Here is an 11,838-nt window from a genome sequence, read left to right on the forward strand (position 1 = left end):
CGCCGCGCGCAGCCGGCGGAGCACCTCGAAGCCGTCGAGACCGGGGCTCGTCGGCCGCCCGAGGTACCGGCACGACGCGCCGGTCGCGCTCAACCGCGCGGCCGGCCGTGCCGCCCGGTCGCTGCGGCCGGGCTCGTCGCGACCGGGGTCGCCGCGGCCGGGGTCGCCGCGGCCCGGTACGGATCAGGACGTCGCCGGCCGGCCGTACCGGTGGACCGGGCGGTGCTCCAGAGGGCCCACCCGATGAACACCGCCTGCAGCGGCAGCCGCAACCACGAGAACCAGCCGTCGGGCTGGCCCTCCACGTCGATCCCGGCGACGGCGACGTACAGGTTGGCGGGGAAGACGGCGACCAGGTAGGCGGCCAGAGCCATCCCGACCCGGCGTCGCCACGCCTCCGGCCCCACCAGGGCCGCGCCCAGCGCGACCTCGACGACGCCGGTCAGCAGCACGACCGCCTCCGGAGCGGGGACGAACGGCGGGACGTGCTGGACGAACGGAGCGGGCATGAGCCAGTGCGTGACGCCCGCGGTGGCCATGGCGCCGGCCATCCCGATGCGGGCGGCGTCGCGCAGCGGTCGACGGCCGGACGCGGTGGGGACGGCGGCGGCGAGCAGGGTGCCGACGGCGAGCAAGGCCATGAAGACCATGACGACTCCTCGGTGGGAGCGGGGGTGTGGTGGTAGGGGTGCCGGGACGGGCCGGCGTCGCCCGCTGCGGAGGCGCAGCCGGATCAGGCTGCGACGAGCCGCCCGAGCACGGCGCCGAGGTCGACGATCTCGCCGCCGAGGTTGACCTGGTCGAAGTACTCGTACCAGCCCGCGTCCTCGATCCTGCGCTCGAACACCTGCACGAGGTCGAGGCTCGGGAAGCGCCACACCGCGAAGTACTGCGGTGCACCGCTGCGCGCGGTGCCCGGATCGGCCGGTCCGAGCGCGACGAGCTCGGCGCCCTTCTCGACCACCTCCTGCAGGTCCGGGCCGACGCGCTGCACGAACGCGGCGCGCTGCTCGGCGTCGAGCTCGAGCCACGCGGGCCGCGGTCTCCACTGCTCGATGTAGATCCTCATCGGACTCCCTCCTCGACGGGCGGACGGTTCGACGTCGAGGACATCGCGCGGCCGCCGGCAGGGCCATCCCAGGGATCTGGGGATCTGGGGATCTGGGGTTCTCGGGCGCCGCCGTGCCGCCGTCGTGCCGCCGTGCCGCCGTCGTGCCGCCGTGCCGCCGTCGTGCCGCCCTGCCGCCGTCGTGCCGTCGTGCCGCCGTCGTGCCACGGCCCGGGACGCGGCCCGGGACGCGGCCCGGGACGCGGCCCGGATCCGGCCGGGAGCCGAGGGCTTCCCCGTTGCTCGGCGCAGGACGAGCATGGCCGGCATGTCCGCGCCGCGCGCCGAGCGGCTGCACCGGTCCTTGTCGGGCCTGGTCCGAGCGGGCCGGCCGCTGGACTCGTTCGCGGAGGACGCGCTCTCCCTCCTCGGTGGGGCGGTGCGGCACGACGTCGGCTGCCTGGCGACGACCGACCCCGCGACCGGGCTGGTGACCCGGACGTTCAAGGTCGGGCTGCCCGACCACCTGGACGCCGAGGTCGCCCGGTTCGAGTACGAGGTCGACGACGTCAACCTGTTCCGGGACCTGGTCCACCGCCCGTCGCCGGTCGGCGTGCTCGAGGTCGACACCGGCGGCAGGCCGGAGCGCAGCGCACGCTGGCGGGAGCTGCTCGTGCCGCAGTTCGGGCAGGCCCACGAGCTGCGGTCGATGTTCCGGTCCGGCGAGGCGAGCTGGGGTCTGCTCGCTGTGTTCCGCCCGCCGGGCAGGGCCGGCTTCAGCACCGACGAGGCGGTGCTCGTGGGGCGCGTCGCCGGGCTGATCGGCGCGGGGCTGCGCGCGGCGCTGGTCGCGTCGACCCCGGCGGAGGCGGGGGGTTGGACCGGGCCCGCGGTCCTGGTCATCGGTGCCGACGACGGGATCGTGCAGCTCACCGCGGCGGGCGAGCGCCGGCTCGCCGAGCTCGGCGGAGCTCCGGGCAGCGTCCTCCCGCTGCCGCTGCTCTCGGTCGTCGCCGCGGCCCGGGCCTTCGCCGCCGGGCGCACGCACGTGCCGCCCCGCCTGCGCGTGCGGGCGCCGTCGGGGCAGTTCCTCGTCGTCTCCGCGGCTCCGCTGGCGAGCACGGGCGCCGCCGGCCGCGACGTCGTCCTCAGCGTCGAGGAGGCCCGTCCGCCGGACATCGTGCCGCTCGTGGTCGCGGCATTCGGGCTCACCGAGCGGGAACGCGACGTCGTGCACCAGGCGCTGCGGGGCGCCGACACGCAGGAGATCGCCCGACGGCTGTACCTGTCCCCTTACACGGTCCAGGACCACCTCAAGTCGATCTTCGACAAGGCGGGCGTGCGGAGCCGCCGGGAGCTGGTCTCCCGGATCTTCCTCGACCAGTACGCGCCCCGGCTCGGGTCGGCGCTGGACCCGTCCGGGTGGTTCCGCCCCGGACCGCGCTGAGCCCGATCCCAGGACCGGGCGGCGAGCCCGGGCATAGGAAGCTTTGCCCCCCCGTAAACGGTCGAAGACCAGGGGTGAAGCTTCCAATGCCCGATCCGGCGGTCAGCGTCGCCGGTTCGCGGGCCAACCGGATGGGCAGGAGCGCGGGCATGCAGACACGCGCACTCGCCGGACTGACCGTCTCCGCCCAGGGCCTGGGGTGCATGGGGATGAGCGAGTTTTACGGCACCGGGGACGAGGCCGAGGCCGTTCGGACGGTCCAGCGGGCCCTCGACCTGGGAGTCACGTTCCTCGACACCGCCGACATGTACGGCCCGTTCACCAACGAGCGGCTGCTCGGCCGGGCGATCGCCGGACGCCGCGACGAGGTCGTGCTGGCCACCAAGTTCGGCAACGAGCGCACTCCGGACGGCGGGATGGTCGGCGTGAACGGCCGTCCCGACTACGTCCGCCGGGCCTGCGACGCGTCCCTGCAGCGGCTCGGTGTGGACGTCATCGACCTCTACTACCAGCACCGGGTCGACACGTCGGTGCCAGTCGAGGACACCTGGGGTGCGATCCGCGAGCTGGTCGAGGCGGGCAAGGTCCGGCACGCCGGGATCTCGGAGGCGGCGCCCGCGACGATCCGCCGCGCCCACGCCGTCCAGCCCGTCACCGCCCTGCAGACCGAGTACTCGCTGTGGACCCGCGATCCCGAGGACGACGGCACGCTGGCCACCTGCGCGGAGCTCGGCATCGGCTTCGTCGCCTACTCGCCGATCGGCCGCGGCTTCCTGTCCGGGCGGATCCGCAGCGTCGACGACCTGGCGCCCGACGACTTCCGCCGCCGCAATCCGCGCTTTCAGGGCGAGGCGTTCCGGCAGAACCTGGAACTGGTCGACCGCGTCCGTCGGATCGCCGACGAGAAGGGTGTGACCGCGACCCAGCTGGCGCTGGCCTGGGTGATGGCGCAGAGCGGCCGGGCGGGCGGTCCGACGGTCGTACCGATCCCCGGTACGAAGCGGGTGCGCTACCTGGAGGAGAACGTCGGCGCGGCCGACGTCCGGCTGTCCGAGGAGGACCTCCGCCGGCTCGACGAGGCCGCGCCGGCCGGCGCAACCGCCGGTGACCGCTACCCCGACATGTCCACCGTGCACCGCTGACCGTCCGGCACCCGCTGGGACGGCACCAAGGGCCACGGGCGCCGCCCGAGGAGCCGAGCGTGTGCGCCGACGCGCCGTTCCGAGGGCCGAAAGGGGCGTCGGCGCACGCGCTCGGGGTTCGGGAGGATGGGGCGCGTGCGTGCCCTCCGCCAGCCTTCCCGTCGCCTTCGGTGAGCGCCGTCCTGGTCACCGTCGCGACGGTGGTGGCGCTGCTGCTCGCCGTCCTCGGCGCGGCCTCCACGCTGGCCCGCCGCCGGATCGGGCCGGCGCACCTGGTCGGAGCCGGACTGCTCGAGGCGGTGCTGCTCGTGCAGGCCGCGCTCGCGGCCGTCCGGCTGGCCGGCGGGTACCGGCCGGCCGACACCCCGACCTTCGTCAGCTACCTGGCCGGGGTCGTGCTCGTCCCGGTCGCGGGAGTGCTGTGGGCGCGCACCGAGCCGACCCGTTGGGCGGGGACGATCGTCGCTGTCGCCGGCCTGGTCGTGGCGATCATGGGCTGGCGGCTGCTGCAGCTGTGGGAGGCCGCGGGTGCCTGACGGGTCCGCCCTCGGTCCCCGCGCCGAGCGCCCGGCCGCCGGGCAGCGGGCACGCGGCCTCGGCCGGGTGCTGATCGCCCTGTACGGCGTGTTCGCCCTCGCCGCCGGGGCCCGGGCCGCGGTGCAGCTGAGCACGCGGTTCGAGCAGGCGCCGCTGGCCTACCTGCTGTCGGCGCTCGCCGCGGCCGTCTACCTGGTGGCCACGGTGGCGCTCGCGCGGGGCGGGCGCGGTGGCTTGCGCACCGCCGCCGCGGCGATCCTGTTCGAGCTCGCCGGGGTGCTCGGCATCGGCACGCTGTCGCTCGCCCGCCCCGACGCGTTCCCCGACGAGACGGTCTGGTCGCAGTACGGCAGCGGCTACCTGTTCGTCCCGCTCGCGCTGCCGTTGATCGGCCTCGTGTGGCTGCGCGCCCGCACCCGGGCGGAGCGCCCGCCGGGCGGAGCGGCCGCCGGGCCGAGCGGCCGACGGGCGAAGTGAGCCGCTCGCCGGCGCGGCTCCCTCGTCAGATGCCGCCGAGGTCCCCGCCACCGAGATCCCCGGCGCCCAGGCCGCCGTCGGCGTCACCGCCGTGGAAGTACCCGCCGCCGAGGTCCTCGGCGGCGAAGCCGTCGCCGCTGTCGGCCGGTGCGGCCCCCGCGCCCTCGGCACCGTCGAAGCCGGCCTCCCCTGGGGTGTCGAAGAGCGCATCGGCGACCGCGGTCCCGAGCACCAGGCCGCTCACGGTGCCGAGCAGGCTCGCGCCGACCATGCTGCCGAAGCCGGGGCCGCCGCGGCCCGCACCCGCACCGCCGAGCGCACGCTCCAGGGTGCCCGGCGCCCGCATCTCGGCGCGTGTCGCGGCGCGGGCCAGCGCCTGCGGATCGTCGGAGCCCGGCCGTTCGCCGGCCGGCACGTCACCGGCGAGCTGGGCGAGCACCTGCTGCCGCTGCTCGGGCGTGAGCCGGGCGAAGGCCTCCGCGTGCGCCTGTTCGACCTGCTCGGGCGGGGCGGTGCGCAACAGGTAGCGGTAGCGCTCGATGGCCCGCTCGTCCTCGGACCTGGGAGTGCCGGACGGTGCCGGCGGCACCGGACCGGACGGCGGGGCCGGCCGCGACGCCGGGGTCGACTGGGCGGGGCGGTCACGGCCGAGCAGCCGGTCGAGCAGTCCCATGACGTGCCTCCTCGTGTGGGTCGCGCCCCCGTCGTGCCCCGCGGCGCGCCGTCCACACGTGGCGGCCGCACCGGGTGATGGCACTGCCGCTGCGTTCCCGGCTAGATTCGTTGCGTGCCGCCCGATCGCGACCCACCGGAGCCGGACCGGGTGGTCCCGCCGGAGGTGGCCGCCGCCGTGGCGAGCGGCCGGGTCGAGGGCCCGGACCGCGCACCGATGGGAGAGGCGCTGTCTGCCGACACCGAGCGCGACCTCGGCCGGCAGGCGGGCATCGTCACCGCCGCCTCGGCCGCGGTGTCGGAGCAGGAGGAGCGGGGGAACGCCGCCTCGGCCCTGCCCGGTGTGCTGGCCGGCGTACCGGTCGCCGTCCTGGTCATAGACCAGAAGGCCGGATCGGTCACGTACGCCAATGCGGCGGCGGTCGAGCTCGCCGGCAACGTGCGGCTGCCCGTCGACGTCGACCGGTGGGGTGCCGCCGCCGGACTCACCGACCTCAACGGCCATCCACTGGCGAGCACCAGCGGTCCGCTGTCGATGGTCGCGCAGGGCCGGCCGGTCACCGGGGAGGCCGTCCGGCTGTCACCGGGGCGCAGCAGCGTCCGCGAGCGCGCCGAGCAGGACTCCGGGGCCGACGACCGACTCCTGTGGGTCACCGGCTTCCCGCTGTCGCAGACGGGCAGTCCCGAGCAGCTGGCCCTGGTCGTGTTCCTGGAGGTCGAGCGGACGCCGACCACCGATCCCGAGGCCCAGTTGCAGGCGCTCCGCGAGCGGGCTGTCGTCGCCACCGACATCACGTTCACCATCACCGACCCCCGGCAGCCGGACAACCCGCTCGTGTGGGTCAACCCCTCCTTCAGCCGCGTGACCGGCTACTCCCCCGACGAAGCGATCGGTCGCAACTGCCGGTTCCTGCAGGGCGCGGCCACCGACCGGGCCGCGATCGAGGAGATCCGCCAGGGCCTGGCCGCGCGGCGCCAGATCACCACGACCCTGCTGAACTACCGCAAGGACGGCACCGCCTTCTGGAACCAGCTCTCCATCAACCCGGTCTTCGACGGAACGGGCGAGCTGGTCAGCTACGTCGGGGTGCAGACCGACGTCACCGAGCGGGTGCGGGTGGAGGGCGAGCGGGAGGCCGCCTTCGCCGCGGAACGCGCCGCCCGCAAAGAGGCCGAGCTGGCGCAGGCGGTCGCCGAGCAGGCCCGGACCGAGGCCGAGCGGGCCCGGGCGGCGGCGGAGCGGGCGCAGAGCCGGCTGGCGCTCATGGCCGAGGCCACCAGCACGATGAGCGCCACGCTCGTGATGGAGGACCTGCTCGACCGGCTCGCCGGCCTGGCCGTGCCGCTGCTGTGCGACTGGGTCTACGTCACGCTGACCGACGAGTACGGCACCGTGCGGGGTGCGGCCTACCGCCATCGCGACGGCCGGGAGGACGACCTCGAGCTGTTCACCTCGCTGCACGTGATGCACCTGCCCGACTCCTCGCCCAGCCGGCGCAGCATGATGACGGCCCGCCCGGTGCTGCTGGCCGACGTGACCGACGAGGTGCTCGAGACGGCGGTGGTCAACCCGGTGGCCCGCGAGGCGTTCCGCCGGCTGGGCGGTTGCTCGGTGCTCACCGTGCCGATGGTCGCCCGGCGGCGCACGCTCGGGGCGATGGCGCTGGTCTCGGCCTCGCCCGACCGGCGCTTCACCCAGGACGACGTCGACCTCGCCGAGGACCTCGCCCGCCGCGCGGCGCTGGCCATCGACAACGTGCGCCTCTACCAGCGGGAGCACACCGTCGCCGACACGCTGCAGCGATCCCTGCTGCCCGACCTCCCGGAGATCCCGGGCATCGAGTCCGCGGCGCACTACGCGAGCGCCTCGACGGCGGCCGACGTGGGCGGCGACTTCTACGACCTGCTGCGCCTGCCCGACGGCTCGGTGGGCATCGTCGTCGGTGACGTGGTGGGCCACGACGTCGCCGCCGCGGCGGCCATGGGCCACCTGCGCGGCCTCATCCGCGCGTGCGTCTGGGACGCCGAGGACCCGACGCCCGGTGTCGTGCTCACCCGCGTCGACCGGCTGGTCCAGGGGCTGAACGTGGCCTCGATGGCCACGATGGTCTACGCCCGCGCCGTCCCCCCGACGGGGGAGGGGGAGGCCTGGCGGCTGCACGCTGCCAACGCCGGCCACCCGCCGCTGCTGCTGCGCGGACCGGAGGGCGAGGTGCGGCTGCTCGACGGGGTCAGCGGGCTGCTGGTCGGCGTCGACGACTCGACCCGGCGGATCACCCGGATCGTCGACGTCCCGCCGGGCTCGACGCTCGTCGCCTACACCGACGGGCTGATCGAACGGCCCGGCTCCGATCTCGACGCCGGGATCGCCGAGCTCGCCGAGCGGCTGGCCGCGGCGCCCGTCGGCGCCGGGCCGGCGCAGCTGTGCGAGGCCGCGGTCGGTGGGGCGCTGGACCGGCGCGACGACGTGGCCGTCATCGCCGTCCGCTTCAGCTGACGCAGGCCCCGCGTCCCCACCTCGCGCGGCGCGCGGGCCAGGCCCCCGACGCGGAATCCTTCAGCGCGGGGCGTCGTCCGGCGTGAGGAGGCCGTAGCCGCCTCGGTGGTAGAGCAGCGGACGGCGCCGCGGGTCGGCGCCGAGGTCGAGGACGCGGGCGACGACGACGGTGTGGTCGCCGCCGTCGTACTCGGCCCACAGCTCGCCGTCGATCCAGGCGACGACGTCGTCGAGCACCGGCGAGCCGTGCCGGCTGGGCACCCAGTGCACCCCCGCGAACTTGTCGGCGCCCGACCGGGCGAAGACGCGGGAGAGGTCGTCCTGGCCCTCCGCGAGCACGTTCACGCAGAACCGGCCGATGTCGCGCAGCCGCGGCCAGGTGCGCGAGCTGCGGGCAGGGGCGAAGACGACCAGCGGCGGCTCCAACGACAGCGAGCTGAACGACTGGCAGGTGAAGCCCATCGGCCCGCCGGGGGTCAGCGCGGTGACGACCGTGACGCCCGAGGCGAAGTGCCCGAGCACCTCGCGCATCGTGGCCGGGTCGACGGCTGGAGGCCGGTGGGACCCGGGGTCGGGTGCGCCGCTCATCGCCGTCCAGACAACCACGCTCGACGGTCACCTGCCCGCGGTCGCGGGCCGCACCGGACCCGACGCCGACGGCCGTCAGCGCACGGCGTCGGGGGTGCCGCGGGGCACCGAGCGCCCGCCGGCCCGGTGCAGCGAGCTGGGCAGGTCGTGCCCGACCACCTTCTCCGTGACCGCGGCGGCGCGCAGGACGGCGTCGAGGTCCAGCCCGGTGCGCACGCCGGACTCCTCCAGCATGTACACCAGCTCCTCGGTGGCGATGTTGCCGCTGGCACCCGGGGCGAACGGGCAGCCGCCGAGCCCGCCGACGGAGGCGTCCAGCTGGGTCACCCCGGCCTGGACGGCGGCCAGCGCGTTGGCCTGGCCCGTGCCGCGCGTGTCGTGGAAGTGCACGCCGACCGGCACGCCGGGGCAGGCCCGCCGCACGGCGTCGAGTAGTTGGACCACGCGCAGCGGCGTCGTCGTCCCGATGGTGTCGCCGAGGCACAGCTGATCGGCGCCGGCGGTGACGGCGGCCCGGGCCACGTCGACGGTGCGCGGGATCGGCGTCCGGCCGTCGAACGGGCAGTCCCAGGCCGTCGCGATGATCACCTCCAGGGTCCCGCCCGCCGCGTGCGCGGTGCCGGCGATCTCCCCCACCGCGGCGACCGCCTCGGCGGTGCTCCGGCCGGCGTTGGCGCGGCTGTGCCCGTCGGCGGCCGACACGACGTACTCGAGGTCGGCGATGCCGGCGTCGACCGCCCGCACCGCACCGCGCGGGTTGGCGACGAGGGCCGACCAGTGCACCTCCGGCCAGCGCGACAGCTCGGCCGCGAGCTGGTCGGCGTCGGCGAGCGCGGGGACCGCGCGCGGTGAGACGAAGGAGGTCACCTCGATCCGGTGAACACCGGTGGCGACCAGTGCCTCCAGCATGGTGAGCTTGTCGGCAAGGGGGAGCGGGGCTTCGAGCTGCAACCCGTCGCGCATGCCGACCTCCCGCACATCGACCGCGGCGGGCAGGACCAGGTCGAACTCGTTCACGGTGTCTCCCTCCGTCCCGTTTCCGGTGTCCTGTCCCATCCTGCCCTCGGGGCTGGTGGGACGGGTGACGCGACCCGGGGCGCCGACGGGGCTCCGGCTGGACGCGGCAGCCCCGTCGTCGCGCAAGATGGTCGCCGTCGAGGGATGCGCCGTGGCCGAGCGCGCCTGGTCGCACGGTGAGCGCGCAACGCCGGACGCCGGTCCGGCGGGCGCGAGCGAGGAGGAGGCGTGAACGACGTGGACGCGCTGCCCCCGGCGGACCGGCGCAGCGTGTTCGCCAACGCGCCGATGGGGGTCGCGCTGACCACGCCCTCGGGCGTGATGCTCGACGCCAACCCCGCGCTGGAGACCATGCTCGGCGTCCGCGCCGAGGCGCTGTCGGGGCGGTCGGTGCTCGACCTGGTCCACCCGGACGGCGCCGTGGCGGCCCAGGAGGCGCACACCTCGCTGATGAGCCACCGCGACCGGCCGATGCGGCACGAGACCCGGCTGGTGCGGGCCGACGGCAGCGAGGTGCCCGTGCAGGTGACCGCGTCCTGGGTGGAGCCGGGGCCGCAGGGGCAGGCACCGCACCTGGTGATGATCGTCGAGGACATCACCGAGCGGAAGGCGCTGGAAGCCCAGCTGGTGCACCGCTCGCTGCACGACCCGCTGACCGGCCTGCCCAACCGCGTGCTCTTCCAGGACCGGTTGTGGCACGCGCTGAGCCGGGGCAAGCGGGAGAGCACGCCCACCTGCGTCCTCATCATCGACCTGGACAACTTCAAGGCGATCAACGACGAGCTCGGGCACCCGACCGGTGACCGGGTGCTGGTTGCCTTCGCCGACCGGCTGCGCTCGGTGCTGCGGGCCAGCGACACCGCGGCGCGGCTCGGCGGCGACGAGTTCTCCATCGTCTGCGAGAACACCGAGCCGGCCGACGCCCGGGTGCTGGCCGACCGGCTGCGCCAGGCCGTCACCGAACCGCTGCAGCTGGACCGCACCGACGTGACGCTGGGCATCAGCATCGGCATCGGCGCCACGCCAGGGGGCACCGACCCCGAGGACGCCTTCGAGCGCGTCGTCCGCGAGGCCGACGACCGGATGTACGAGGACAAGGCCCGCAACCGGCGCTGACCGCCGTCCAGCCGCTCCCTCCGGCCGGGGCATAGGAAGCTTTGCCTGCGTCACGGGAGCCAGAACGCAGGCAAAGCATCCAATGCCCGGTGGTCAGCGGGCGGACGGCTGCAGCTCCCGCTCGACGGCGACCGGCGGCACCGGGCCGAGCCGCGCGCCCTCGACGTCCAGGTCGGGGACGATCCGGTCGAGCCAGCGCGGCAGCCACCAGGCCGACCGGCCCAGCAGCGCCAGGACGGCGGGGACGAGGGTCATCCGGACGACGAAGGCGTCGACCACGATGCCGACCGCCAGCCCGAAGGCGATGGCCTTGACAATGACGTCGTCGATGGCGACGAAACTGGCGAACACCGAGAACATGATCAGCGCAGCCGCCACGACGACCCGCGACCCGTGCCGCGCACCGAGTAGGACGGCGGCCCGCGGCGCCGCCCCGTGCACGTACTCCTCGCGCATGCGGGAGACGAGGAAGACCTCGTAGTCCATGGCCAGGCCGAAGAGCACCGCGATCAGGATGATCGGCAGGAAGCTGATCACCGGGCCGGTGGTCGGCACACCGAACAGGTCGGCCAGCCAGCCCCACTGGAACACCGCGACCACCGCGCCGAACGAGGCGCCCACCGACAGCAGGAACCCGGCGGCGGCCTTCACCGGCACGAGGACCGACCGGAAGACCAGCAGCAGCAGGACGAGGGCGAGCCCCACGACGACCAGCGCGAACGGCAGCAGCGCGCCGCGCAGCCGGTCGGAGACGTCGATGGCCACCGCGGTCTGGCCGGTCACCGCGACGTCGGCACCGGTCTGCGCCGCCAGCTCGGGCGCGAGGTCGCGCAGCTGGGCGACCAGGTCGCTGGTGGCCTCGTCCTGCGGTCCGCTGTCCGGGACGACGCTGACGATCGCCGCCGTCCCGTCCGGCAGGACCTGCGGCGCGGCGTAGGCCACGCCGTCGACGCCCCCCTCGAACTCCCCGGGGGTGCCGGTCGGCGCGCCGCCGAGCGCGCCGGCCACCTGCTGGGCTGCTGGCAGCGCCGCCGCCGGGTCCAGCCCGTCGAGCAGCACGACCAGCGGGCCGTTGACGCCGGGTCCGAAGTGCTCGCTGACCAGGTCGTAGGCCTGCCGCTGCGGCGTGTCCGGCGCGGCCGACCCGTTGTCGGGCAGCGCCAGCGCCAGCTGCGGCGCGGGGACGACGAGCAGCGCCAGGCCGGCCAGCGTGGCCAGCACCGTCACCAGGGGGCGCCGGGTGACCAGCCGCGCCCACCGCTCCCCGGCCGGCCGCGAGCCGCCGCCGGAGCCGCCG

General features: G+C 75.5%; 13 protein-coding genes. 7 read left to right on the plus strand and 6 right to left on the minus strand.

What is annotated here, in order from left to right; translation table 11 throughout:
- Positions 1–89: 89 nt before the first annotated feature.
- Positions 90–650, minus strand: coding sequence for a hypothetical protein (locus tag OF117_RS20985; protein ID WP_263554803.1), 561 nt, complete (start codon positions 648–650; stop codon positions 90–92).
- Between the two features lie 83 nt (positions 651–733).
- Positions 734–1,069 carry a DUF6616 family protein gene (locus tag OF117_RS20990; protein ID WP_263554804.1) on the minus strand — a complete coding sequence of 112 codons (336 nt, stop codon included), beginning with the start codon at positions 1,067–1,069 and terminating at the stop codon, positions 734–736.
- Between the two features lie 307 nt (positions 1,070–1,376).
- Between OF117_RS20990 and OF117_RS20995 the strand changes: the two genes are divergently transcribed.
- The 4 genes from OF117_RS20995 (at position 1,377) to OF117_RS21010 (ending at position 4,651) form a co-directional block, all read left to right on the plus strand.
- Positions 1,377–2,495, plus strand: coding sequence for a response regulator transcription factor (locus tag OF117_RS20995; protein WP_263554805.1), 1,119 nt, complete (start codon positions 1,377–1,379; stop codon positions 2,493–2,495).
- Positions 2,496–2,644: 149 nt separating this feature from the next.
- Positions 2,645–3,637, plus strand: coding sequence for an aldo/keto reductase (locus tag OF117_RS21000; RefSeq protein WP_263554806.1), 993 nt, complete (start codon positions 2,645–2,647; stop codon positions 3,635–3,637).
- A 170-nt stretch (positions 3,638–3,807) separates the two neighbouring features.
- A complete protein-coding gene (locus OF117_RS21005) occupies positions 3,808–4,173 on the plus strand; it encodes a hypothetical protein (RefSeq protein WP_263554807.1) in 366 nt (121 codons plus the stop codon).
- Positions 4,166–4,651 carry a hypothetical protein gene (locus OF117_RS21010; protein WP_263554808.1) on the plus strand — a complete coding sequence of 162 codons (486 nt, stop codon included), beginning with the start codon at positions 4,166–4,168 and terminating at the stop codon, positions 4,649–4,651. Before OF117_RS21005 ends, OF117_RS21010 begins: the two co-directional genes overlap by 8 nt.
- A 25-nt stretch (positions 4,652–4,676) precedes the next feature.
- Here OF117_RS21010 and OF117_RS21015 read toward each other — a convergent pair whose 3' ends face one another.
- Positions 4,677–5,324: a hypothetical protein gene (locus OF117_RS21015; protein ID WP_263554809.1), complete on the minus strand. Its 648-nt coding sequence runs from the start codon at positions 5,322–5,324 to the stop codon at positions 4,677–4,679.
- Between the two features lie 114 nt (positions 5,325–5,438).
- Between OF117_RS21015 and OF117_RS21020 the strand changes: the two genes are divergently transcribed.
- Positions 5,439–7,820 carry a SpoIIE family protein phosphatase gene (locus OF117_RS21020; RefSeq protein WP_263554810.1) on the plus strand — a complete coding sequence of 794 codons (2,382 nt, stop codon included), beginning with the start codon at positions 5,439–5,441 and terminating at the stop codon, positions 7,818–7,820.
- Positions 7,821–7,880: 60 nt separating this feature from the next.
- On the opposite strand, the gene OF117_RS21025 is transcribed toward OF117_RS21020, so the two are convergent.
- Positions 7,881–8,408 carry a flavin reductase family protein gene (locus OF117_RS21025; RefSeq protein ID WP_263554811.1) on the minus strand — a complete coding sequence of 176 codons (528 nt, stop codon included), beginning with the start codon at positions 8,406–8,408 and terminating at the stop codon, positions 7,881–7,883.
- A 75-nt stretch (positions 8,409–8,483) separates the two neighbouring features.
- A complete protein-coding gene (locus tag OF117_RS21030; RefSeq protein WP_263554812.1) occupies positions 8,484–9,425 on the minus strand; it encodes a hydroxymethylglutaryl-CoA lyase in 942 nt (313 codons plus the stop codon).
- 64 nt (positions 9,426–9,489) lie between these two features.
- Here OF117_RS21030 and OF117_RS21035 point away from each other — a divergent pair, with 64 nt between their 5' ends.
- Together OF117_RS21035 and OF117_RS21040 are read left to right on the plus strand one after the other, a co-directional pair.
- Positions 9,490–9,657: a hypothetical protein gene (locus tag OF117_RS21035; protein ID WP_263554813.1), complete on the plus strand. Its 168-nt coding sequence runs from the start codon at positions 9,490–9,492 to the stop codon at positions 9,655–9,657.
- Complete coding sequence (locus tag OF117_RS21040) at positions 9,654–10,541, plus strand: GGDEF domain-containing protein (RefSeq protein WP_263554814.1); 888 nt, start codon at positions 9,654–9,656, stop codon at positions 10,539–10,541. Before OF117_RS21035 ends, OF117_RS21040 begins: the two co-directional genes overlap by 4 nt.
- A 93-nt stretch (positions 10,542–10,634) precedes the next feature.
- Here the strand turns inward: OF117_RS21040 and OF117_RS21045 are convergent.
- On the minus strand, positions 10,635–11,838 hold a 1,204-nt coding region (locus tag OF117_RS21045; protein WP_263554815.1), incomplete at its 5' end, for an MMPL family transporter.

The organism is Geodermatophilus sp. YIM 151500, from assembly GCF_025716945.1.
Classification (GTDB): domain Bacteria; phylum Actinomycetota; class Actinomycetes; order Mycobacteriales; family Geodermatophilaceae; genus YIM-151500.

Excerpts from the sequence above, each read along its gene's own strand:
- OF117_RS20985 (WP_263554803.1), bottom strand. The coding sequence starts at position 650 with ATGGTCTTCATGGCCTTGCTCGCCGTCGGCACCCTGCTCGCCGCCGCC.
- OF117_RS20990 (WP_263554804.1), bottom strand. The coding sequence starts at position 1,069 with ATGAGGATCTACATCGAGCAGTGGAGACCGCGGCCCGCGTGGCTCGAG.
- OF117_RS20995 (WP_263554805.1), top strand. The coding sequence starts at position 1,377 with ATGTCCGCGCCGCGCGCCGAGCGGCTGCACCGGTCCTTGTCGGGCCTG.
- OF117_RS21000 (WP_263554806.1), top strand. The coding sequence starts at position 2,645 with ATGCAGACACGCGCACTCGCCGGACTGACCGTCTCCGCCCAGGGCCTG.
- OF117_RS21015 (WP_263554809.1), bottom strand. The coding sequence starts at position 5,324 with ATGGGACTGCTCGACCGGCTGCTCGGCCGTGACCGCCCCGCCCAGTCG.
- OF117_RS21025 (WP_263554811.1), bottom strand. The coding sequence starts at position 8,408 with ATGAGCGGCGCACCCGACCCCGGGTCCCACCGGCCTCCAGCCGTCGAC.